Source organism: Rhizobium sp. Pop5 (assembly GCF_024721175.1).
In the GTDB taxonomy this organism is placed as follows: Bacteria; Pseudomonadota; Alphaproteobacteria; order Rhizobiales; family Rhizobiaceae; genus Rhizobium.
In genome coordinates, this window is sequence record NZ_CP099399.1 from 2,910,793 (window position 1) to 2,935,686 (window position 24,894).

A 24,894-nucleotide genomic window follows, 5' to 3' on the forward strand; every position below is an offset into this window, starting at 1 on the left:
CCGAAGCAGTCCGCCGCCGGATGCAGCGCACCGCACGCAGGGACAATCCCTTCGAGCGGACCATCAGGTCGCAGCTTTATGCCCGCGGACTGCGCTACCGGATTCACTACCCGATCCCGGGAATGAAGCGGACGACCTGCGACTTCGCCTTTCCGGGCTTGAAGATCGCCGTCTTCCTCGACGGATGTTTCTGGCATGGGTGCGAAGTTCATCCGCCTTCGGTGAAGAAGAATACTGATTTCTGGATGGCGAAGGTCGAGCGCAACCGGGCAAGGGATGAACGGGCGACGGCGCACCTCACGGACCTTGGCTGGACGGCACTTAGGTTTTGGGAGCACGAAAACGTGGCGACGATCGTCGAGAAGATCGCCGCCACAGTGAAAGCTAGACGGGGACGCGTTCCAAGCTCACCACCTCTCTCGGGCACGCTGAAGGACAAGTAGCGGTCGCCTAGCAAGTTCGAATGTGTCGATGGCCACGTATCGGTGATCAAGGCCAAGTCTGTCGAACAGGCGCTCCTGGTTCCACAGCGGATGGACCACGACACCTACATGGCTTCCGCCATTCCCCAACGTGAATGTCGGGATACCCTCGATTTGGGATACCTTGTTTCCGGGAATAAAGGTAGTGGTCTGGTCCGCAAGCCGCTTTGCCGTTTGCTCCCAGTCTTCGACCTCGAATGCATTGAAGTCGCCGTTAAAGCCGCAATCGTACTCGGGATCCACAATCGCGCGAAGGTATGCCAGGCCGAGCCGCCAGTCGAGCAAGCCGTGAAAGTTCCTGTTGTTGTATCGTTGTAGGCACTTGTAACAAGAGGTCTCGCAGCGGCCAGGATGATCGTTGGCGGCCACTGCTTTGCGAGGCCACTTCGCGGCATCGTCGACAATACTCCGGACAAGTTGCGTCACGGGCATTCTGTCGCTGGATAGATGTCTGCAGAACCCGGAGCCGTTTGGCAGAGAATCGGCGATCTGAAGATACGGCAGCAGGTTGCCTTCGCGGGACTTCAAGATGTTCGGGGCGAGATTGTCGAACTCCTCCGGCGCGATGTCGAGTTCGAGTGCCGCCCGTTGAACAATGAGCTCGGTGGCAGAAATGGCGGCCGCGCGGACACTCGTGCGAGCCGCGTCACGCTTGTTCATGGAGACGTCCATGTCGAGCAAGCGCAGATTTGGGTTCAGTCTTCGTGGACCGATCTGTAGAGAGTTCGTGATCTTCGGGGATGCGAGCCAGGCCTTCGTCACCTCCTCGCCGCCTCTCCATCTCATACCGTCCTCTTCGATAACCGCCGGGTCGATGGCCTGCCCCTTGATTTTCAGAGTCGGCTTGTCCTTGAACCAGTTGATAATCCTGGCGACCCCATCGTTCACGTCCTGCACCGTGTATCCCTCGAAGCCAGAAGGATCCTCGTCAGTTCGAGATCCCGGGTTCACGAGATAAATCTCCGAGTTCTCCGCGAAATTGACGCGTAGGTTGTCGTGCTCGACGAAAGACAGTGGCTCCCCGAGACTTGCCAGAGTTATTAGTTGACCGACTTTAGATGCAATCGCTTCATCCTTGGCTCTGAAGTCGGTTCGATAGGCCGATGGTGTGATGCAGTGGATGGGTGTGTCGGTTAGCTTGGCACCGCATCCGCAATGCTCCGTATACTCCGTCCCCTTGGAGTATCTGCTGCAAGACTCGCAGAAGCGAAGATGGAAATCATCCTTCTTCCAAGGTGAAAACGGGGTAAGCCCGGCCGCTAGGTCATCCTTCTTGTGCTCGTCGGGGACCGGAAGCGCACCCGTGAAGCCGACGCACCGATGACGGAGCTTCTCTCGCGTGCGGACATTTCCGGGTGCGAAGTCGAAGATGGCCATGTCCTGATCGCGGTCGATCGTATCCCAATCGGCCTCGCGCTCGCCCGTCTTCTTCACAAGGTCGATGTACAGGTTCCGGGACCTCGTGGGCATGCCGTACAGTGGCACCAACCCACCTTCGGCGAGCGCAGCGGCAATACCGACGGCCTGCTGTCCAAAGTCTTTCCGCAGCTCGTCTATCTGCCGAAGGACTATCTCGACGGAAACGCGCTCCTCGATCTGCTCCTGAGGGCAGTTCGACACTTCCGAGAGGATCGAAGCAATTGCCTTACGCCTGCCGTCCGTACGCTGAAGCGCAGATCGCAGTTTCTCGGGCCAGCCAGCACCTTCCCGGAAATATTCGTTGCAATAGAGGAACTCGCCATGGATGTCGCCGGGGACCATCGCATCGCCCGCCCAGTCGTCGCCGGACTCTTTTCGCAGAAGATCGAAAGCTTCGACCAGCCAGAATTTCCTGAGTAGCCGCGATGGGATGTCGACCAAGCCCGTTGTGATGAACGGCGGCGGCGGCGCGGCGCCAGTGATCTCTATCGGATTGTGGAAGTAGTGGATGTCGTGGCTCTTGCTCCGGCAAACCGTCAGCACGGTGGAGAACGCCTGGCCACGACGTCCGGCTCGACCGACACGCTGTTGGTAGTTGAAGCGCTGAGGAGGCATGTTGCCCTGATAAACGGCTTGGAGCGACCCAATGTCGACACCCACTTCCATGGTGGTCGTTACCGACAGCAAGTCGGCGGTATCAAAGCGCTGACGGCCTTCGAAATCTTCATCCGCCTCCTTCTCTTCGCGAACGAAAACGCCCTTGAACTGCTGCAGTCGCGCACCGGGATCACGGGTCTGTCCAGTCAGTTCCTCGCACTTCAGTCTGAAGAGGGGCTCGCGCGTATCGATCGCACGCATGACTCGCCGTCCAAGGAAGTTGCTTCTCGCGACCTTGCCAGCGGTCAGATCACCGTCCCAAACCAACTTTTCCCCACACCGCGTGCATCGGTCGAACCCGGCATGCAGATGAACACGACCACACTTCGTGCATCGAATTGCCTTGTCGCCGGGACGGGCGGTGCGGAAATAAAGCCTGGTGATGTCGATGGAGCCGTCACCCCGCGTCTGATGCAAGTCGTCCGCCAACAGTTTGAGGAAACGATCCCCTTCCGCCACCGGATCGTTGAATATCTGCTCCAGGAGCGTCTTGAGACGGTTCTTCCTCTTCCCGACCATATCGAGGCCGGATGCCCACGGCGTAGGCGCCTCTTCCTTGTACTGGTTTGGCGTGATCCGATAAGCATCCGAGAAAATGCGTAGCCAGGCGTCGTTCCGCGAGCATTCTTCCGTGTAATCGACCGCCCCGTAGAAGCTCGGCCAGCCAAGGCCCGTCTCTTCGAGAGCGAAGTAGGTCTTGCTGAAAAGAAGATCCGTTGCCTCAGGCGGCTGTTCCTTCTGTACCCGCTGCCGTGCGCGGCCAAGTCGCTGAAGATTGTCGTCGCTTTCGGTCTCCTCCGACTTCCAGACGATCGGCTTGTCCTCGTCCATGACAAAGAACTTATACCACGGCTTGTTGTCTATGCGGGTGAACCGCGTGTCAGCACCGTCGATCGGGGTCGAGCCGATGCTGAGAAGCTCCTGCATGATGGGTCGTACGGTATCTCCAGCTTCTCCCCGCTTGAACTCGAAAAGGTCTTGAAGCGGGATGCTTGGGGGAAAATCGACGGCAGCCTTGCGAGCTTCTAACGCCTCGAGCTCTTCCGCAATCGCCCCGACTTCCTTGTATTTCTTCGCGGCCGTGAGTTCGGCCATCTGGGCTTCGAGGGCGTCCAGTTTAGCATGATCTTCCGCCGAGAAAGCCAGCTCGGCTCCCATCTTCGCCGCTGCCGTCATGAGAATCTCCCGTCGAAGATCTCGCAGGTGCTGAACTTCGACGTCGAGGGCCAACGTCGCCGCGTCCTCTCGACTGTCCGAGAAGGCTACCAGTTTCCCGTCACCACCCTGCGATCTGAGCGATGCGACAAGTTCGGTTGCCAGGAGCTGAGACGTCTTGGCGAAACCTGTTCGGAAGCTTCGGATCGGCGACTTTCGCCCTTCCCGCTTCAAAGAATTCGGCGCTCTGAAGCGTCCGGAATAGTCGGTGCCGCACTTCGCGCAGCAGTAGGGAACAGCGGTTCCCTCCTCGTCAGCGCCACGGGAATGGAAGTCCTTGGGATGAGACTTCGGCCAAAGCAGCAAATAGCCCGGCACATCGCCCGGATTCCCTGTTTCGTCCACTACACCGCTGTATGGATTCAGGAAACTTTTCCTCCACGCAAAGGGAGATCCATCCTTGATCTCACGTTGTGGATCAGCTTCCGAAGGCCAAAACAGCGCAAATTCGCGATGGCTCGCATCCTCGAAGCGGGTCGAGACCGCACTCTCCGGCAGCTTCTCGAGTTCCTGAGGAGCTGGAAGCAGCGACACCTTTGTCGACGAACCGCCATTGACGGCTGATCCCCGTTTTCCGCCGAGATAAAGATCGCCGCAGGCTTCGCAATAGAGCATCTCGAAAAGGCGCTTCTTCTGGCCGCCTTCCGCGTTGACTTCATGGTCTTCGCCGCGCTCGATGCTCGGCTCGCCCCACGACAACCGCCCTTCGGCATCGACTCCGACCGATGAGAAAAGTCCCTCAATGTTGCGCACGAAACAGTGCATCCTGAAACCGGGAAGATGCCCGACGCCGTCCGGCTTGAACGCATCGGGCAGGATTTCCTCCGGCAGATCAGGAATGGCGCGCATGGCGAGAAGGCCTCTGATGGCACGCACGTCACTGCCGGGGTAGAGTTTCTTTGCAAGGTCCGAAGCCGTCTGGGGTGTTCTGCCGCCAGGGGCACCCTCCTTCTGCATCGCGAAATCCAGCATCGAGGCGGCAACCGACGTCGCCTCTTTCAACGCGCTCCTGACCTCCAGCGTTTCGACGCCCGGAATGCTTTGGGCAGCTGAAACGAAAGCCCGGAAAATCGCCGCGCCGTCCCGTCTGTAGTCCAGACTGGAAAGCGCGTCGGCGATCGCCACGAGCTTGTCCGCACTTGGTCGCGACTTCGGCTCCTTCACGAGGTATGGTACGCCCTTGACGACGCTTTCCTTCCAGATCCTGTCGATCGCATCCTCGGGCGCACCCGCCGTTCCTGCGGAACCGAACATGTTTCGCAGGTATGCAACGCTGGCAGCTGCATTGTCGTCGTCCATTGGCAGCGAGGCCGACGAAGCTAGGATGCGAAGCTTATGCGCATGCTCAGGCTGGAGGAGGCCCAACCTCTCGAGGAGCACCTTCAGAAGTCCAGCCATCTCCGCCCCGGCCGACCCGCGGATAAGATGCAATTCGTCGAGGACAAGGTAGAAATACGCGTCGTCGTCGCTCATCAACCAATCGCGTGTCTGTTGGATGATGGGCGCATCGACCTCTCTCACCAGCATTGCGTTCAAGATCGATTGGTTGGTAACCAGAATGTCGGGAGGCGTAGCCTGCATGTCCCAGCGGGAGATCAGCTCGCCGCCATCGGTAGATGGAAATACGAACCGCAGGTCCTCGCTCCTGCCCTCGTCGGCCAGGCGGCGCTGGATCGCGCGATAGCGCTTCATCTCCTTCTTCAGCTTGGTACGCGATCGTTCCGCGCGATCCTTCCAGATTTCCTCCTCGGCCAGGCGCGGATGCTTGCGAAACCCAGTGACGGGCGACTTCCCCGTATAGCGGCCGAAGAAGATCCGATTTTGATCGAAGTGACGATCCATCACATCGCGCGCCTCGGGCGAGTCGATCGCCTTGCGCAGTCGCACCATCTGATCTTCGACGAGAGCGTTCAATGGGTACAGAATGAGCGCCCGGACAGCCTTGGGACGGCCCTTGTTTTCGTTGCGACGGTGGAGCTGGAAGGACTTGTTGGGATCAAGCCAGTCGTCGTCGTAGACCTTGTTAGGCCTTGGCCAGCTGGTCGCTTCCTTCGCAAGCTGCGCTAGGATCGGCAGCATGAACGACTCCGTCTTTCCGGAACCTGTGCCGGACGTCACAATCCCCGGGGTGCCTCGCCCTACCCCCCTAGCCAGCATATCGACTTGATGGCGATACGGCTTGTACTCGCCTTCATATTCGGCAATCCCTTTTTTCCGATCGAAGAGACCGGAAAGTGCTAGCTCGACGAATGCCCTGCGCTGCCTGTCGTCGAAGCCTTTCAGAACGCCATTCTTATCGGCGAAAAGGTCTTCCAATCCGTCGTCGGCAGGCTCGTAGCGCGGCACTGCCTCGAAAATTGGCTCAAGCGCGAGCTGCTCCGGCTTGGATAGCAACTTCCTCCGCATTTCCGCGACACCCGGATCGCCTATCCGGTAGGCAGTATCGAGGTAGGCCTGGAATTGGTCGATCATTCGATCGAAGCCGCCAATCGGATCAAACATAACTGCTAGTTCTCCAAGTTCTGGAAGTACTGAATGAGGTCGTGGCCGGCTCCATCGCGCCAAGCCGCCGTCCACTGCTGTTCGCCAAGCAGTGCCGAAGCGACCTGCGTCAGGTCTACAGCTGCCGGAGCACGGGACAGGGTGTCGGCCAACCGCCCGATAAGGCCGGGCTCGACAGGCTTTGTGCGTAGTATCTTGATCGCATCCTGGATCCGTCCGACGTTCGGTTCGAAGCGCAGCCACGAGCCAGTGTACTCGACGCGGTCGGCGAATTCGGCACGGGAGACCAATACCGGAAACAGGTAGCGCATCACTGATTTAGGCACGGACACGCGGAGACCGTCCACGCCAGCACTCGCGATCACAGCAAGGTTCGGCGGGAGTCGACCGATGCGACGCATCTCGACGAGCTGCGGCAGCCAGTACTCACAGGGGCCGTTCGTCAGCCCGCACAAAGCCACTGGCACCAGCAGATAAGGATTGGCCTCGGCGATTTCGATCGAACGAGCCAGCCCCGCGCGCTGGTCGGCAACGAGGTCAGCGAACGAAATGCGAGTCGGATCGCAGAATAGAACGGCGGAGCTCTCGCCGCCGATCGCATAGACGATGTCGGCCGCAACGCCCGATGACCCAACGCCGACCAGGACGGGCACGCGTTCCGTGGATTGTAGAAGGAGCGCGTAGAGCTGGTCTTGCGTCAACCCGGTCGTTTCCGCGAGACCGCGTGCGACGTTCGACCGCTGCTCCTCTGTTGCGGCAGGAAGGGGCGTTGCACCAAGGGGCGCGACGTCGTCGTTTTCCGCTTCGGATTTTCCTGCCGACGGACTTCCGATAGGCGGACGGCTCGTCAAACCTTTCGCCAGCTCGTCTCTCAGCGACTCGACGTCCTCGCGAAGCCTTTTCGTCGCGTCCAGCGAAGATCCAGCGACCTCGCGGACGGCTTCGGAGATTCTCTCCTTCAAGAGCGTGCTTTGCTTCTCGGTTTCGTTCCGGAGCAGTACCTCCCGGTGCGATACGATCGCAAGCCTCCCTTCGGCGTCCACGATCTGCTGCCGCAGTTCTTCCAGGCGATGCGATTCCTGCTCGGCCTCTTCGGCAAGCTTTGCTTTCATCTGAGAACGGAGGCGATCATGCTCCTCGATCTCGAAAGCGTTCATTCGAGCCCGCCACGGCTCGTGCTTCGAAAGAATGTCTGGCATCATCTCCAGCAGATCCCGCCGCCCAAGGAGAACGCCGAGCGCCGACTCCAGATCGTATCGTTCCTCAGCGGAGACTGCTGCCGCCGCGAACGCGCGAAGAACTTCGGCTGGATCGCCTGGCAACTCACCAGACGAAAGCGACACCGCCGTACCAATACGTTCAAGCCAGCTTTCTGCAGAGGCGAGTATCTCTGCCTCAGAACGCAGATCCATAGTGACCGCTTCAGTCCATTTCACCTCGGCATTGAAGACAAGGAGGCCCGATTGCAGCCGAGTGATACCGACATTTCCGACGACTTGCACCGTTGGAACGGCACGGAGGCGGGCACTCGCTGCAAGCCCATATTGCCCACTGGGCAGGCGAACAAAGCCCGTGGTCATGTAGGTGCCCGGCCTCACCTCGACCGCATCGACCGTGGTACTCATATCTACGGCAAGTCTGCCATCGACCAAGTCCTGCACCAGCCGCTCGTAACCGCCCAATCCAGGACCGATAGCGACGGGCACCCTGACCGCTGTTCCGAAAGATATGCCTTCGATTTTGGCACCTTTCGCGATTTCGCTGAACGGCGACGTGAAATCCAAGCCACTTGAGCCTTTTGCCCTTCCGATCAGTGAGGACGTCGCGGAAGACGATGGGAAAAGGGTTGGAACAGCGGGCTTTGGCGATGAGAACTTGCGATCAGACTTCACGTTGGATGCAAGCCAGAAGGAGTCTATCCCACCAAGTCTGACCTTCGCGTTGTGAACCTCCTTAGGGTGGGCATACCCCTTGCTGCTTTCAGCCTCCTCGGAAACCTCGGTGACAATGGCGCCGTCGTGATCAACGAGCTGGCGAACGCGGTAGACTGAACTTGGTGATCCTGACATCAGTTACTCTTTCCAAGGGCGGAACCTGCCCTGCGTATTCTTCCTGCGCGGCTGTCGAAGATGGCCCGTCCCCTCGATGAGGGCGATGCCGTGAAGCTGTCGATCCAGGGCGTCCCCTTTCCATCACTCCGTTCGATGGGGACCAATGCGGAGAGGCGCGACACGTCCTCTGGCATCACCGGATAGGTGTAGATCCAGTTCCCGCCACGTAGGACCGGTCCCGCGTTGCAAGCCGACCGTCCAGCGGCCCATTCGGCCCAACTCGATGGCAAGGAAACGCGAGACGCGACTGCAGAGAGCGCGCGGCCGTCATAGCGGAAGAGTTTGCGCCGCATCCGTGCATGGTGGGCCATGATGGCAATCGACGGAGAGGAGAAGTTTTCGGCATCCTCGCCTGGCACCACAGATCTATAAAGAAAGGGCCTCTTCCCCTCGTTCCTTTCGAGCCGATAGAGGCCGTTCGGCATCTCCTCGTGGAAGTTCGCCGCAAAGAAACCTCGGGCGTCCTCGAACCGCGCGACGACGTGGTATCCGTGGGCGTCGTGCTTGTCGCCCTTGACAGGTACCGCTTTAGCTTTCGCCGAGCGCTCCGCGAGTTCAATGCGGTCGATGAAGTCGCGCTGGCTTTCCGCAGACGGCGTTCGGACGAAGAACCGCGGGAGCGACCATCGCGAGATGCCGTGGTGGACTTCCACCACTCCCCCTGCGGCTGACGACGCGGTCCGAAGGCGCTCCACGAAAGCAATGGGGGCTGGGCCGTAGATCATCGTTGCATCCGTCCCGATCGTTTGCAGCGAAGGTGCGCACTGAAGGAGCCGCCGAGCCGGGAAATTCCTCACCAGCGTCAGGTCGAACCATCCGGCATCTGCGAACGTCCGGAGTATGTCCCACTCTCGCGGCGCCGAGGACGGCCCGGAGAGTCCGCGCCGAACGATTTCCAGCGCATCAACGAGAGCCAGCCCCCTCGCCGTCCGCGCATAAAGGGCCTCTGCAATGCTCGTCATTTCGTCACAGGTTTCCAGACGCTCTCCCACCCATGGGCGAAGGACTGTATCGACGCTGGGAACGGTGCCACGATAGAACTGATCCTCGCCGACGTCGCGGAAGTGATCGAACATCAGCCTTCGGTTTCGAGGCGTCTCGACCGCTCTTGGCACAAGCATCGTGTTATGGATCTTGCCTTCAGCCTGCGCGGTGGCCGTTCCCGCGTAGACCCCAGAAGGAAAGGCCAAGCCATCCGAAACTCGAGCCATATCGATTTCGTCGCCAGCCAGTGAAACTTTCGCTGTCGTCCCATTAGGGAGAGAGAGGATCGGCGTGAATGGCGAGCGCCCAAGATAGGCTCCCCCGACCCTGATCCCGTCACGCCAGCCGATCGCCCGGCGAGCGCCTTGCGGAGAGATTGTCGAAACCGCCGCGCGGTTCCTGAAGTTGGCCAGCACCCAGTGAGCATTGATGTCGTCGTAAGACGATATTGCACCGTCGTCGCATTCCACGAGGCGCGAGCGCCGCAGCAGGATGAGGCTCGACTCTTGAGTGCTCGTCGCCTTGGCACGGCCCCAACCAAGATCCTCCATCATGACAGCGCCGCCCTTGATCGCCTTGGCGATAGCATCAGGAACGAACTTCCGAGCGTCTTCCGGTTGACGAAGAGCCCTGCGCTCACCCGCGGGCGACACCCTGAACAGCTCATGATCGCCGAAATCGCCTCTCACGATCAGCAAGTCTTCAAGCGCCGTATACTCCGCTACGAAGTTATACCATGCCCTCCAGAAGGTCGTTTCCATGTACTCGCGGCCGCCTCGACGCCAGGAACTCTCGAAGAGGCGGAAGTTGTACGCGAACGACGGCATGGTCTCCGTTATCAAATCACGCGTCGTGGTGATCGCGCGGGACACTTCCATCGGGTCGAGAAGCTTGTGTTGCCCTATGATCTGACGCAGGCGTTTGAAGGCCGCCTTGTCGCGCAAGGTCGGAAACGCGATGCGGAGGGTGCGGCCGATCTGCGAATGCGGATGAATGCCCGGAAGATCGAGTTCGATCCCATGCTCTCTCGACAGGTAGGCCTGCAAGTGGTCCCACATCGGGTTGAGGCCGCGCATGACAGCGCCAAGGAAATTGATCCCCGTATGCCGTCCGAGCATCTCGCGAAAATCGGTGTCTTCTTCTTCCCGAAGCTTCGACGTCTGCATCCAGCAGACGAAGGTGAGAATGCGCATGTAATCCGGCGACTTAAACGAAAGTGGCGGATAGTCGCCTGCCAGAAGAGCCTTCAAACGCGAGATACCAGAGATGTTCGCCACGAAACGATCGTGCATTTCGGCGATATCCGCAGCGTCGAAAATCTCGATCAAAGCGTCGTCGTCGACCGACACGCTCCCGATCGGCCCGAGACTGCCAGGCTCGAGAAAAAATCTCTCGAGGAATATCCCCTCCAACTCCGACAAAGTTCCCCCTACCCCGTCCTGTCCTCACTTACCTAAGGTCGAATACCATCCCCGTCGGCGCAACCGAAGTTATTGCTCTGCGCGCTGTTCGTCCCCAGTTCCGATTGCTTCCAGCTTCCCGAGCCAATGAAGAACGAGATGCGGCCCTCGGACAGGATCGATGTCGGCCAGATCGGAATCTTCGAACGCAAGCCGGGCGAACTGTGGAAGGCCGCCGGGTTTCCCGAACCGGATGGCGTCCTCGTCGTCCAGGATTTCCATCGCAGGCAGACCTGCCACCTGCTTCTGGATCAACTGGCCGTGCAGGAGCTTCGTCCGGGCACGCAGATAGCGAACCGGAGCATCGAGCTCGAGCGATCCAGATCGGGAGCCGACAACCGCGAGGATCTGGACGATTGCCCGGTCGATGGCATCGACGTCGTCCTGCTTCACGAGCGGGAAAGCCACAGTGCCCGCAGGCACCGTCTGCCGCCGCTGAGTGTCGTAGACCTTGACGATGTCCTGATCGACGAACCGATCACGGTTGACGCGCCACTCGTCACGGCGTCGGTAGCGAAGTGGCATGTCTTCCTTGAGCCGATACCCGTTCGCAGTAACCGCATCGGCTGCAATCGGCTCACCCCAGCCAGCTGGCCAGTAAGTTCCACCGCCGTATCCATCCTTGGATCGAGCGGAGTCGTTCTTCTTGTTCGTGAAGCGCTTCACCATGTTCGGCAGCTTCTTCCCGCTCTCCAACGCTGCCGCCGTGATCCGAGCTGGAACGCCCCTTTCGCCCGACAGCAGGTGCTGGACAAGCTGCATCATGAAGTACGGGGGCACCGCGTTGCCGACCTGGCGGTACTGGGCGTCTCTCGGACCGAGGAACTCGAAGGAGTCTCTGAAACCCTGCAGACGGGCGCCTTCTCGAACAGTCAAAGCGCGGTCGTGGATCGGATGCGTGAAGCAGCCGGACGTCACGTTGTTGAACCCCGCCGAGATCGTATAGGCGGGTGAGGCCTCATGAAGGCGACCATAGAGGGTCGCGTAATCGGTAAGGCGGACGCGTCGAAAGCGATCTGGAAGCAGTTCCGGCGGTATATCCTTCCAGGAGCCGCCCTGCGGCACGGTCGCGACGCGCTTCCGGTTTATTTCGGACAGGTTGCTGGAGTGCTGGTTCGGCGCGTATCCGTCTCCATCCCGCACGAACGACTGGAAACGCGTGGGACGGCCACGGGCGGACAGCTTTGCCACCGCCCTGCTGTCGACCTCGCCAGACGCCAGATCGGCAATGGCTTCGCTGACGGAAACGTACTCCCTCAGTTCGCCCTTCTTCAACGGCGCATGGGTGTGACGGGGGAAGGTCGGCGGAACCTCGTCGACCGTGGCGATGAGGATAAAGCGGTTTCGAAGCTGCGGCAGCCCATAGTCGGCCATGTTCACGACGTCGGCGAAGACGTGGTAGCCGCGCTCCTTGAACAGTTTGAAAAGCTCTCTCACGATCACGAGGTTGCGGCCATAGACCACGCCCGGCACGTTCTCCATAACGACGTGGCGCGGTCTCCGGCCTGCGGCGGTGAAGCCGTCGAGCAAACGAATGAAGTGCACGAACAGCGCATTCCGCGGGTCCTCGAGATGGAAGAGACCCATCGTGCTCACTGCCTGGCAGGTTGGTCCCGCGAAGAACCAGTCGATCTTCTCGATCCCGGCACGCTCCACAACATCGGACGCCGAGACCAGTGAAACGTCACAGCAGTCGACCACAGCTTGCGGGTGAGCATTCGCGAAGGTCTTCGTGGCGTTCTTATTGATGTCGAGCGCCCATTTCACTTCGAGATCGGGGATAGCTGCGGCAGCTCCGGCCGACATCCCGCCGCAGCCGGAATAGAGATCGATTGCAGTCTGGCCCATGATTCTCCCCACGATTTCGGCAAGTCTAGCAGTGCAAAACGCACGCATCGATAGCAATTAGACCTTGCCCAGAACTATTTTTCGGAGCGTTTACAGTAAAATGACAAGGAATGGAGCCCCGTCAGAGGACTTCGCGCTGCAGTAGAAGCCATATTCGATCGAGGAAGGTTAACGGGGCGGCCAAGCGGACACTGCTAAATCTGGCCTTGAGACGCTTAATAACAAAAATGATATCGCCGCATCATTTTTCTCTTGCTTTTTTAAAAGTGATATCGGCATATCAGTTTTTACGGAAGCTAGGATGATTTAGATGAAGAGCCTTCAGCAGTGGTCTGACTACGAACGCGACATGCGCCTTGCGATGATCCTTGTCGCTGACGGCATGATGAACATGCTGGGCACCGCGCCGAACGCTAAAACGTCGGCTGAAGCATTCCTCGGGATCCAGCTTCCCAGCGACTTCTCTGGCTTCCTGGTAAACCTGGTGGCTGATCCGTGGGGCAAGCCGGACGCTTTCCTTTCGCAGATCACATTAGAGGGGACGCACCTCTACCGCACTGTTCGCCGGGCACACGACCTTCTGACCGCGATGAAGCCGATCCACCAGATCGGCCATCAGGACGAGCGCGACGAAGCCATCGACTGGGTCGGCTACTTCCTGACGACGGTGCCAACGGACTCGTATGGGATGGGCGCCGACTATTTCGACATCGTCGAAACCCAGAGCAACCCCTTCCTTTCCTTCACCGTGCCGGAAACGTCTACCTGAGCCTGATCGAGTTCGTGCATGGGACCGTCGGGTCACACAAGGACTGGGCCTCGAGCAGCGACATGATCGTTTTCAACGCCGACGACCTGGCTCTGCTGGGCGACGTCGATATCCGGAGCGTTCGAAACGCGATGGGGCCGAGCGGGAGCAAACCCATCCGGTCGTTCAAGGCGCTCCCGACGGATCGGGACGACGAGCGAGCTTATGCAAATCCGGTGGATGCGCTCGACTGGCTTAGCGGTCGCCGCGGCTTCAAGTGCGGGCGGCTAGATGCGGACTGGGTAAACGCCGGGATCCCGTCGACCGGATCCCTCGCAGCACTCGGCGCCGTTGCCGGAATGATGTTCTGGCTCAACGGCCAGACGACGGAAAAGATGGCTGAGAAACTCGGATGGGATGTCGGTCAGACGCGCGCATGGACGCGTGGAGAAGGTCTCGACCCATTTGCTGCAAAGCGCGTCGCCGAGGCCGCCGGACTGGATTCCAAGGAATACTCCAAGCAGATCGCAAAACTACTCAAGAAGGAGAACTGACATGAAGCGCATTCATCCCACCACTGGCGAAGTTTTCGTTCCCCACCGCTACGGCGACGGCACCTTCAAGCTTGCCGATCCCAAGCTCGGACGTGTCCAGCATCTGGCGAACAATGCAATCCGTGTGAAGTCGGAAACGGAAGCGGCCGACTATGTTCGGCGGGGCTTCTCGCTGCGGATGCGGGGCAAGGACACGAACAAGGTGAATCTCATCGTCGCCGACAACATCGTATTTTGACACAAAGGCGAGAGAGCATCGCTACCTTCACGCTCTCTCGCCTTTAATCTCTCACGGGTACGAGAAGACGATCCCCTGGCTCGCCCAATCTGCAAGCGCTTAACCATTGCAAATTCGTCCGCATCTCATCGACAAAGCCCCTGGTTCAATTTGAAAGGTCGTGGTGCCGTATTTTGGCGAGAGGGCCACCGTCAGAGCCAGACGCGGTTCGAAACCGCGGATAGGGATCAGCTGGGACTGCAAAGCCATGCACTCCGACCATCGCCCTGCCCGGCCGATTTCCGGGATCGATGAAGCACCACCGATCAATAACCTTGTAGAACGGCGCCAGCTCCTCCGGCGTGGTCTTCAGGTCGAACTCGATCAGCGTAACGTCGTCCTGTGATCGATATGGGATGTAGGACCGCGATAGGAAGGCGCCGCATCCTGTGCAGACGTTGGCGAGATAGGTGACGTTAGATTCCTTCGGCTTGCGCTTGCCCAGACGGTAGCCGCCAGCCTTCGGAAGCGCCCTGTTGATGCTTTCCAGGATACGTTCGGACAGACTGCCCTCGATTTCACCAAGCTCATGGACCTCCACGAGGATACCGGGGTAGTCGGCGTTGACTTCGCCAAGGTCGATGACGATCGAGGTCGCAGGCCGCGTCTCCGTTCCGCAGGCGTAGCACCAGTTAGAGACGCCGGAGACCCTAACGCGGACGTCGAACTCCGGCGCAAGGCCGAACCGGAAGCGCCCCTCGACGACGCCGCGCACGAACTCAGCAAGCGTTCCGCATCGGCGCCATGAGCCTTCGAGATCGGCAAGCTCCCGCATGTTCATGTACTCGGCACCACGGACAAGGTTCTCGTTTGGGAGGAAAACGTCGAAGCCATCGTCTGTCGCAACCAGACGGGCTACCGGGATTTCTCGCGAATTGAGGGGTGCCGGTCGCTTCATGAGCCATAGAGACCTCAAGTCGTGCGCAGCGTAGCGGTCGGTGCGAGCCTTGGTGGTTTCCGCAAGCTGGGGCGACCACTGGACTTCGAACGCGACACCCTTCGCCGATCCGGCCGTCCGCTTCCCAAGGACGTCGGCAATGCAGGCGCCCTCAGCCTCCATCATCCTGTGCTCGGGAGTTGCTATCCACCCGGCCTCCTTCAGCGCCTGGCAGATGATCGTCTTCGCGCGGAGGTGCTCCTGTGTTTCCGGCGCAGTTTCACAGCCGCCGCGGGCCTTGTGCGCGAAGTATCTCGTCCCCAGCGTCGACGTCTTGAGGACAACCCCAGCGTCGCAGCAGGCGAACTTCAGGTGCCTATCCCGAGAATTCCGGTCGCGGAGAGCTGCCCATGATGTGGCATCGTGTTCGAACGAAAGTTCGTCGCCTTCACTTGAGATGCATCGGAGCGGCATGCTGGTCCTGTGGCGTTGCTGTTCGCTTCAAGTTAGCGAGGACGAGGTCAACGGCACAACCTATTTTCTTTTCGGCCTGAACTCCAATACCTTGCCGCCCTCCCGCAGAAACTTCTCCCGCTCCTGCGGCCGCACCAGCCTGGGCGGCACCCAACGCGTCACCATCCATCTCCCGTCGCCGCCGGGATCGTCCACGATCCACCGGCCGGGTGACAGCGTCGCATTCGACCAGTCGATGCTCCAGTCGAGTTCGTCGGCCCCGGCCTCGTAGATCTGGCTCTTCCTGGTATCGCTCGTTTCCGCGCGGAACGTCGACATCGTCCCCTGCACGTCCGGACGGCCGCGAGACAAGTAAAGCATGGCGTTGGTCGCGAGTCGCGCGAGGTGCCAGAGGTTGGCCTGTTTTGCCAGCGCCTTGTCTCCGGTGACCTTAAGCTTCCTGTAGTCCAGCTTGGCGACGTCCGCATCTTCGGGAATGGTGAGGGAGAAGAAGCGGTCGAAGTTCGTCTGTGTGACGCTCGGCATGTCGTGTTCGCGACGATTCCAGTTCGGGTAGTTCGTGACGAAGGTCAGGATCCAGCCTCGCACTGGACTATCGGTATGCGACAGGTAGAAGCCCTCGACCAAAGAGGCCGGATTGTCGTGGTCGTATTCCAATGTCGCGCCAACGTGGCAGTAGACGCCTGTGCGAAGTGGGAGCACGTTCTTGAGTGTGATGCCATCCGCCCACGTTGCCTCAAGATGCGGCCCAATCCGCGCCATGTCTAAAATGATGCCGTCGTTCTCGATGTGATGGTTTCTAATCTGTCGTAGGAACCCTCGGGCATACTCACTGCCGCGCTTCCGTCTGTCGGCATACTCGACCTGCTTGTATATCTTCTCGATAGCCTCTTCCGATGTATCCCCGCCCGCGTCCGCCTGCTCTTGCCGTATTCGCTCCCGCAGGTTTGCCCGCTGGACGTTTCCAAGCCGATGCCAGATGTCCAGCCTCAGCGGGTGGTACCATACGGGGAGCCCGCCTATCTCATACCCCTTGTCACCGATCTCGGTCATTTCGCCTGTTACCCGCTCAATGTCGAATCGAACGGTATCCCGGGTGACCAGGCGCGGCAACCGGTATCAGAATACCGGTCCCGGCCTCTTGACATATCGAACAAACCAGGAACATATGCACGCGCCTGCTACGAACATCCGCTCCATGATGGAGGCGCGCCAATGGCATTGAGAATACGAATATCCCGTCGGTAGCGACGGTCTGACCGCCCATGACGCTGGCGGCCACTCTGAACTCGTGCTCGAATCCTGCAGATGAATCCTCGAACGTAAATCCTTGACGCTGCCAGTGACGGCGCGTGACGAAGGACCCGTTTTATACTCGGCGCTTTCTATCGCCGGGATTCGTAAATCTGCGCGATGCTTCCGGCATACTCTCCAGCGGTGACCTCACGATGGACTCCAGGCCGTGTCCTTTGGCGCTAGATACGCTCAAAATCGAGAAAGTAGAATGATCTCAGATAGTTGGACGACACCGATCGAGCCGACGCCTTCTTGATTTTCGCTCATTCTGTGCTCTCGTATTAGGCGTCGATCGGGCGCACCGACGACAGGCATGCAGACATAAATCCCAATCACACGTCGCCGGGAACGCTCTCGGCGCGAACGGAGAAGCCATGTCCATCAGCAGGAAACGCATCCGCCGTACTCGTCGAATACCGCAGTCCCTATCAGCAGGAATGACCTACCCAGAAGTCGAGCAGTGGTTCGAGGACCAGTTCGAGAAGCTGAGGCGCAAGACAGCCCGCGATCAGCGGCACGCGGCCTCGGCCAAGCAACGACAGATGACAACGAGAGGATATCAATCATGAAGAATAGCGAAACGACGGCCGCGCTGCCGCAGCTGCCAGATCTCGACCTCGAGACCAAGCTCGCGAACGAAGCGTACTGGAAGGAGATCTTCGGGCCGAACAACTCACCACAAAAGGAGATTAAACCCGGCTCTCGCTATGTCACCATCCCCGGGTGGTTTCCGACATTGAAATGCATCCGTGGCGAAGTCCGGACACGTGAACCGCTGATGGCCGACCTGATGCTTCACCTGGATACCGATCCGGCGATCAGGGTGATCGCCGAGTTCCCGATCAAGGAAGCCTATATCGCTCACAAGGCCGATGGCCGGAAGGTGGTCAGCGAACACATCCCCGACCTTGCGGTACTCAGGTCCGATGGCGCCGTCTTCGTTATCGACGTGATGCCGTATCACGTGCAGCTCAGCTTCCCCAGCACTGACCGGAAGCGCGCCGATCTCGAGCGCCACTACGCGACGAAGGGCGCCAAATACCTTCTGCTCGACGAGACCACGATCAGGCTCGAACCCTTGCTTTCGAACCTGCGCATGATGTGGCGCCACAAGCAGAACAAGCACGAACCCAAGGGGATGGAACAGATCCGCAAGGCGGTGCGCGAGGCTTCGTATCCAAGCACGATCGAGACTCTCGTACGGTCGATGCCCGAAAACGCGATCTTCGCTCGGTGGGGCGATGAGCCCGCTTCGGCCGCCCGTCACGTCACCGAGTGCAATCCCGTCTTCACGGCCGTCATGCAGCTCGCCGCCCGCGGAGAGGTCGACGTCGACCTCGGCAAGAAGTTCTCAGGCAACACGACCGTAACCCGAAAGGAGACCGCCAATGCGTAACAATGACATCATCTGGCAGAAGGTCAGAAACCACCACGAATTGGAGCTGCCGCCTGATCGTGACGAGGTCATTCCCGTTCAGGGTTTCCACATCCCTGCCAAGACCACCTTCATCGTGACCAATCCTCGGAGAAATAGGTACGCCCTGCTTGCCTTCGACGGCGCTTTCCGGCCAACGAAGGACTCCCCTGTCCTCTCCAAGTTCATCCATATCGGCACGAACGATGTGATCATGCTGTCCGATTATCAGCTCCACGAGCTTCAAAAGGCAGGCAGGATTCGACCCGTCATCGGACCTGGCGACGGCCCCAAGAACATGCCCGGCTCCTCTTTGACCGTAACGGGACCGAAGCGCGAGAAAGCTCTTCGGATGCTGGAATATGCCGATGCGTTCGAGGACTACATGCGCGAGCATGACAATTGGACGCTGACCGACGAACAGAAGGCAAGGATCGTCGCCGAGGTGGCGGAAAGGCTTGGAGACGACAGTCCGCCGCGAAGGTCGAAGTGGTACGAACTGATGAAGAAGGCGCGCACTGGACAGCAGTTCGACCGCCTGCTGAACTTCGTCGACAACGATGCCGCCAAGGGCAACCGCAATCCCCGCTACGGGAGCGCGCTGGCCGAAGCCATTCGTGTCGCGGCGCACGAAGTGGTCGCCTTGCAGGGCGACTGGCACGCCATCAGGTCGACGCTCGTGCAGTGGGCAAGCCCGGGCGAGGAATTTCACAGCCTTCGCGAACTGATCCTGGACGAGAACGGCGTTTGCAAGATCCCCGACAAGAAGATCCAGCGTGTCTTGGGGGCGATGAATCGGTACGTCTACGATTTTCTCTGGCACGGAGTCGACTATGCGGAGCGCGTCCACAAGCGCACGCTTTCACAGATCCGACCGGATGCGCCACTTGCCATTGTCGATATCGACCACACGACGCTCGATTTGGTCGTGATCGATGACGAGTATCCGATCGTCTACGGCCGCCCCGATCTCCTCGTCTTCAGGGATCGTTGCACGGCCATCCGGCTCGGATGGGGCCTCGCGTTCGGTGCTCCGTCCTACCAGACGTTTCTGGAGGGTCTGAAGCATGCGATGTTCGAGAAGGACCCGTCGTTGATGAATGGCGTGGCGTATCCCTGGTGGGGCACGCCGACGTGTTTGGGCGTGGACAATGCCAAACACCTTGTCGGCCTCAACATTAGGGCCGCGGCGAAGGAATTCGGTTTCCAAACAAGGGCTTACAGGCCAGCCCATCCGTGGGAAAAGGGAGCCCTGGAAGTTTTGTTCGGAATCTTGGGGCGGAAGCTTGTGCACCGAATGCCGGGCACCACCAAGGGCAGTGCCGAGGAGCGCGACGAATACGATGAGGAAAAGGAACTGGCTGTTCCCGTCCTGACGATGAGCGAATTCCAAGGCTTCCTCAATTACCTCTTCGCCTATATCGAGCATTTCAGACCAACGCAGGGCATCGGCGAGCTGGCGACGCTGAAAGGCGTTCCCGCAGAGCGGTGGGAGCAGCTGATCGAGAACTCGCCGCAGGCTCCCCTCATCGACCGCGATATCTTCACGCGGCTTGGCGGCGATGTCGGGACGGTTACGATCCAGACTCGCGGGTGCCGCTGGGACTACCTCACCTACCAGTGCGCGGAACTCGTCGTGCTCGCGACGCACCCGAAGCACAAATCCGACCGCAAGTACGAGGCCAGAAGGGATCCAGGAAATCTCGGCAGCATCGAGGTCAAGGATCCGTATTCCAAGGCCGAGCGTTGGATCAATGTGCCAATCTGCGATGCCGACGCAGGCTACGCTGAAGGACTCAAGCTCCACGTCCACCGCGCTATCGTGAAGTACAAGCGCGAGCAGGAAAAGAAGGCTGACCGGGATGTCGGCCTGCAGGATGCCCGCAGGGAAATGGAGGCTTCCCTTGTGGAGCTTCACGCCCGCCGCAAGAAGCACAAGACGGCACAGATGCTCGCAAGATTCTACGAGGGCAACGTCCGGAAGGAACAGCGCTCCCGCGTCGTCGAAATGGGCCGCGTGGAATACACCGAAGGCCGTCTGGACCTTGCGTCTTTGCCAGCGCGCGAACCCCCGCCCCGCATGAACAAGCGCGCCATCGGTGTGATGCTGACCGCCCGCCTGCCAGTCGAGCAGCAGCCAAAGGCCGTTGTCTCGCGCACGTCCGCGCCCAAGCAGATCCACCATCCCGCACATCGTCACCACGACGCGCCGTCAAACGACGACGGCTGGGACGTTTAACAGAAGGAGCAAACTTATGAATATCGAAGCGAAAACCAATGCAAACCACATCGCGGCCGCCACCCCGTCATCGCCGCTCGCCGCGGCCCAACGGCGCTTCCACACCGAGGCTTTCGAAACCGATGGCGAGCGCGTAGCTGCCAGCAAGCTTCCGAAGGCGCAACGCCAATGGATGATCGACAACCTGATCGTCAAATACGCCGTCTTCAACAATGGGTTCGACATGCTGAAGTCGAACCACGTGCCCGTCGAGGACGGAGACCACGGCCGAGGCACCGTTGGGGCGATGCTGGGCACGTCGCGCACAGGAAAGTCCGCGATCTGCCGCTACTACGCGGCGCAGTTTCCAGCAACCTATGACGACGAAGGCGAAATCTTCCCGGTCGTCCATATGACCGCCAGCGTTCGAATGACGCAGACGGAATTCGCCCACGAACTCAACCGACTGACCGCATGCCGCCACACCAGCATGAAGGGGGGCGTCGGAGCGTACGTGAGCAACGCCCTCCTCCGGCTGCTCACCGTACGCACGCAGCTCCTCATCATCGACGATGCGCAATACATGTTTTACGACCGCCCGGACAACGGTGCTGCCATGTTCAAGCTCGTGAAAACGATCGTCGACTACAGCGAGCTTGCAGTGATGTTGGTCGGCGAAGAGCGGATCGCCGACTACGTGTACAGTATCGACGCCTTCGAGAACCGTTCGTTCAACGCCGATGTCCTTCAATGCCTGAGCGCGAGCGCTGACGACCTACTCCGGTTTTCGAAGCTGCTGGGGTCGATCGACAGGCGGCTCCCCTTCGCAAATTTGAGCGGCCTGGACGAAAAGTATCCGGCCGAGCACCTGTACCGATACAGCAAGGGGCAGATCGGGCGCGTGATGAACATCATCCGACCCGCCGCTTACCTGGCCCTCAACGACGGCTCGTCGCAGAATCCTTGTCGAGCATCTTCAGAAGGTAGTCGCCAAGCGCGTGAAGCGAGGGGACGACTTCTCCTACTTTGGGTACCTTCGCCATGCAGCATGATCGTTTCCGTGCTGATCGAATCTTTTCGCGGTGGCGGGTGCGGCCCGGATTCGGCGAGGAAATCTGCTCGTACTTCGCTCGGCTCGTCGCCGACAACGCCGAATGTACAGCCGCCATTTACGCCGTTAATTGCGGTTTCAACCGCAGCGATCGCCAGAAAATGTTGGAAGCCGTTCTGCAGCTTCCTCTCACAGACCAGGAGAAGGAGAACCTCGTAAGATGGACGCCAACGCGCGACAGAATTCTTTGCGGGCACCTCATCGCGGTCGACCGAGTGAGCGGGCTTCGACGCTATTGCGCCGAATGCATCAAGGAAGGCGCTTACTCACGGGTATGGTGGACCTTCTCCCGCTTCGAGACCTGCCCTTTCCATGACACCTTGCTTACAGAAGAGAAGATGACGGCTTCCAAGGTCCGGTTCCCCTATTTCGGGTTCCATTCTGGCGGCATCGTGGCGCCTCCTCCACTCACGGAGCGAGGGGCGGCGAGCCTCGAAGGCTACGTCCTGCAACGCCTTGGCGCGGTTGAACCGGGGCTACAGAGGCCAATGCTCGACCGACATTCCTTGGACGCGATCCTCTCCATCGTTCCGCTCATCGGTCGCTTTCTTGCAAACCCGCGGTCTCGGGTCGCACCACCGCTCCGCGTCGGCGATGTCGGCGTCGGGTTCGACGCACTCGGATTTGACGAGGATCATTTCGAGAACCGCCTTTCGGCGTGGATCGCCGCCAATGCCGACGTGAACGCATTTAGCAGGGCATCGCAAGCCTACTTTGGCCACGCAGCCCATCTGTGGAACGAAAAGTCCTATGACGTTCCTATGCAGCAAACTATCAACGCTGTGATGAACCGGGCCTGCGGACGATACGGCTCCCTTGCGAGAGCAATGCGTAACAAGGCTCTTGTCGGAATTCCCCCAAACGGACGCGATGTTCAGCGCGAACTTGGCCTCACACCATATAGTCTCCGTGTCCTCGGTCAAAGGGTGAAGCTCGGTGTGGGGAGATCTGAGGACGGTGTGTTCGAATACACGCAGGAGATAATCGAAACTCTTCGTGGCGCGATAGAATCGCTGGTGCCAATCCAGGAAGTCGCGGCTTCACTCGGCTGCACCGTTGAAGAAGCGAACAGTATCTGTATCCTGATGGCAAAGAAAGGATGGCGAGGCGCTGTCGGTGTAAGAGTGGGCAGGAAAGTCGTGCGGCACGTTTTCCGGGCGGATCTCGACGCTTTCGTGAACGCCCTCGAGAATTTACCCACGAAACCAGACGACATCGAAACCGTCGACATCGAAAGATTCGTCCGATTGTCCAGAAAGCGCACCATGACGGTGACGATGGCAGCTGTTCTAAGTGGTCGGGTGCCCGCGTTTAGAGGTCGATCGGGAGGCCTGCGGAATCTATTGTTCGCGAGGCCGCCTAGACGGGGTTTCGGAGGCAAACCTCCCCCCGTTGGGAAGCGAGATCTTCCGAAGGATACAATGCGCATCACGGAATTCACCGCGATAACAGGAATCACTTCTGCCGGCTTCAGGTTCCTTGTCCGGCAACAGCATCTCAGGCTTTACAGCTCTGATGTCCCCTTACTGATGCGAAGTTCGGCGGTGGCATTCCACAAGCGGTACGTGAACGTCGCCCGATACTCCGTTCTCGGAACGATTACGGTCGGGAGGGCGTCAAAGCTCCCGAAGCTCGGTCTGACGCCTGCCTTCCAATACAAGGATGTCCAGGCGATGGTCGTGGAAAGATCTGAGCTGGCCGCCAAGATCGGCCCATTGCGGAATTATTCACTCGAAGAACGAAAAAGATGGGATCAATTCCGCCGATACGGCGAGCGGAACTGCCCTTCGTTCACCATCCCGTCCATCATGGGCGATGGCGACATGATCATCTACACGTCCTCGCGCAAGATGTTCTTCCGCGTCATCTCGTTTCCGGACGAGTTGCTCGTCACGATCAGGCTACATCCTAGCGATACCCGCCGCGCCTGGCGCATCTATCGCGAAAACGAAGAGGCGATCCGAAGACTGCTTGTTTCGTTCCGGTGGATAGATGATGGCGAGTACACCGTCATACAGACCGCGGTTAAGGATTCGGCCGACATCGATGTCGTCACTCGGGAGATCGGCGAACTGACCGATTTCTTCCGGTACAAAATGCCGTAGTTGCAGGGACCGAATGCGCCAGCACAATTCACAAGCTGGCGCATTCGGCAAATTCGGCTTTGATATTGGATCGACAACCGATTGCCGATGGCAGATGCATTCGAATATCTCTGTGACGGTAGCACAGAGCCTGAAAGGATTCGCGTCGAGATTGGCGGAATGCTTGAGGCAAGTTCGAGATATGAGGCAGCATTGAACCAGAACAGCATCGTTGAAGGCGCAATCAGCAACCTCGCAAACTCCATGCGCATATTTGTCGAAGCGAACCTCCAGTTTCCAGGAACCTTCAAGGTCGATCGAGAGGAAGCGATCGATAATGTGGATCGGACCTTCGAGATGAAGTTGGAGAGATTTCACACGCTCTACGACGTATCGAAGGATCTATTTCCATACTTCGACCATGCTGACACTTCGCTTCTGATCGCCGTCCGGAACGCAATCCACCACCGCAATCATCCGCTGTTTCGCACACTTGATCATCGCCTTCACATTCAAGACGGACTGCAACGCTGGGGCGGCGCGTCGTTCTTGCTTGCAAGTCACCCGACCACTCACGGCGGTCAGATCACGATGTCACACTATGTGCGGCTGGACGACGTGGATTCCCGGCTGAATCCTTCAGTCGCCTCACCTTACCTCGATAGCTTCATCAGCGGCAGCAGAGCGGAGAAGCGTTTCAAGCTGATATACGAGGGACTGGCGTTGCGAGACATTCGAGAGCGGGCCTCGCGAGAGCGCTATCCCTCGGATCAGGTCTATCTTGATCTAATGCCTGTTTTCGTTTCCGCCGTCTGCAAGGTCTTCAAGGCAATGAAGGCAGCCAACATAGGATTCATTGGGTTCGATGCTGAGACGTACCTTGAGCCGTTCACCTCGGAGTTAGAAGTCGATCTGGCCAGTCTCGAATTCAGACGGCTTTGGCTTCGAGGGTTCGGAGATATCGATTTGATCCCCATACCGGTCTGACCGAGTTGTCGATCAAGGCGTCCAATTGGACCTTGCTCTCCGCAAGCAATTTCGATGGTTCGGGGGCGAAAATCGGAATCCGCACTTATGCATTCCGGAGGATCCCGAATACGGATTTATAGGTGCACAGTTCGGATTTATGAGTGCGTGAAGCGTGAAAACGCCAATGATTTCAG

The 24,894-nt window shown here is 59.1% G+C and carries 15 protein-coding genes; 9 read left to right on the forward strand and 6 right to left on the reverse strand.

The features are described from left to right. The first annotated feature begins 20 nt into the window (after window positions 1-20). Window positions 21-443 carry a very short patch repair endonuclease gene (locus tag NE852_RS16715; protein WP_245270854.1) on the forward strand — a complete coding sequence of 141 codons (423 nt, stop codon included), beginning with the start codon at window positions 21-23 and terminating at the stop codon, window positions 441-443. On the opposite strand, the gene NE852_RS16720 is transcribed toward NE852_RS16715, so the two are convergent. From NE852_RS16720 to NE852_RS16735, 4 genes are all read right to left on the reverse strand, one after another. After that, window positions 408-6,275 (reverse strand): DEAD/DEAH box helicase, encoded by a 5,868-nt coding sequence (locus NE852_RS16720; RefSeq protein WP_008535766.1) that lies wholly within the window; start codon window positions 6,273-6,275, stop codon window positions 408-410. The two genes, NE852_RS16715 and NE852_RS16720, sit on opposite strands and share 36 nt — an antisense overlap. Window positions 6,276-6,280: 5 nt before the next feature. Beyond that, window positions 6,281-8,344: a hypothetical protein gene (locus NE852_RS16725; protein ID WP_128623680.1), complete on the reverse strand. Its 2,064-nt coding sequence runs from the start codon at window positions 8,342-8,344 to the stop codon at window positions 6,281-6,283. Then, entirely contained in the window at window positions 8,344-10,719 is a 2,376-nt protein-coding gene (locus tag NE852_RS16730) for a hypothetical protein (protein ID WP_258155853.1), read from the reverse strand. The genes NE852_RS16725 and NE852_RS16730 overlap by 1 nt, the downstream gene beginning before the upstream one ends. A gap of 141 nt (window positions 10,720-10,860) precedes the next feature. After that, a complete protein-coding gene (locus tag NE852_RS16735; RefSeq protein ID WP_128623681.1) occupies window positions 10,861-12,726 on the reverse strand; it encodes a DNA cytosine methyltransferase in 1,866 nt (621 codons plus the stop codon). 262 nt (window positions 12,727-12,988) lie between these two features. Between NE852_RS16735 and NE852_RS16740 the strand changes: the two genes are divergently transcribed. From NE852_RS16740 to NE852_RS16750, 3 genes are all read left to right on the forward strand, one after another. Next, window positions 12,989-13,447: a hypothetical protein gene (locus NE852_RS16740; protein ID WP_258155854.1), complete on the forward strand. Its 459-nt coding sequence runs from the start codon at window positions 12,989-12,991 to the stop codon at window positions 13,445-13,447. Between the two features lie 62 nt (window positions 13,448-13,509). Beyond that, window positions 13,510-13,980: a hypothetical protein gene (locus NE852_RS16745; RefSeq protein WP_258155855.1), complete on the forward strand. Its 471-nt coding sequence runs from the start codon at window positions 13,510-13,512 to the stop codon at window positions 13,978-13,980. 1 nt (window position 13,981) lies between these two features. Further along, window positions 13,982-14,218 (forward strand): hypothetical protein, encoded by a 237-nt coding sequence (locus tag NE852_RS16750; protein ID WP_008535786.1) that lies wholly within the window; start codon window positions 13,982-13,984, stop codon window positions 14,216-14,218. Window positions 14,219-14,363: 145 nt separating this feature from the next. Here the strand turns inward: NE852_RS16750 and NE852_RS16755 are convergent, their stop codons facing one another. Continuing rightward, the gene (locus NE852_RS16755; protein ID WP_008535788.1) at window positions 14,364-15,608 is read right to left on the reverse strand and encodes a competence protein CoiA; all 1,245 of its coding nucleotides are present in this window, start codon (window positions 15,606-15,608) and stop codon (window positions 14,364-14,366) included. Window positions 15,609-15,668: 60 nt separating this feature from the next. Next, complete coding sequence (locus NE852_RS16760) at window positions 15,669-16,661, reverse strand: hypothetical protein (RefSeq protein WP_008535791.1); 993 nt, start codon at window positions 16,659-16,661, stop codon at window positions 15,669-15,671. A gap of 808 nt (window positions 16,662-17,469) precedes the next feature. Here NE852_RS16760 and NE852_RS16765 point away from each other — a divergent pair. From NE852_RS16765 to NE852_RS16785, 5 genes are all read left to right on the forward strand, one after another. Beyond that, window positions 17,470-18,300, forward strand: a complete 831-nt coding sequence (locus NE852_RS16765) for a hypothetical protein (RefSeq protein ID WP_258155856.1) — start codon at window positions 17,470-17,472, stop codon at window positions 18,298-18,300. Then, window positions 18,293-20,557, forward strand: coding sequence for a hypothetical protein (locus NE852_RS16770; RefSeq protein ID WP_258155857.1), 2,265 nt, complete (start codon window positions 18,293-18,295; stop codon window positions 20,555-20,557). The genes NE852_RS16765 and NE852_RS16770 overlap by 8 nt, the downstream gene beginning before the upstream one ends. 16 nt (window positions 20,558-20,573) lie before the next feature. After that, entirely contained in the window at window positions 20,574-21,806 is a 1,233-nt protein-coding gene (locus NE852_RS16775) for an ATP-binding protein (protein WP_258155858.1), read from the forward strand. A gap of 179 nt (window positions 21,807-21,985) precedes the next feature. After that, the gene (locus tag NE852_RS16780) at window positions 21,986-23,752 is read left to right on the forward strand and encodes a hypothetical protein (RefSeq protein WP_258155859.1); all 1,767 of its coding nucleotides are present in this window, start codon (window positions 21,986-21,988) and stop codon (window positions 23,750-23,752) included. Window positions 23,753-23,839: 87 nt separating this feature from the next. After that, the gene (locus NE852_RS16785) at window positions 23,840-24,718 is read left to right on the forward strand and encodes a hypothetical protein (protein WP_008535813.1); all 879 of its coding nucleotides are present in this window, start codon (window positions 23,840-23,842) and stop codon (window positions 24,716-24,718) included. Window positions 24,719-24,894: the final 176 nt, after the last annotated feature.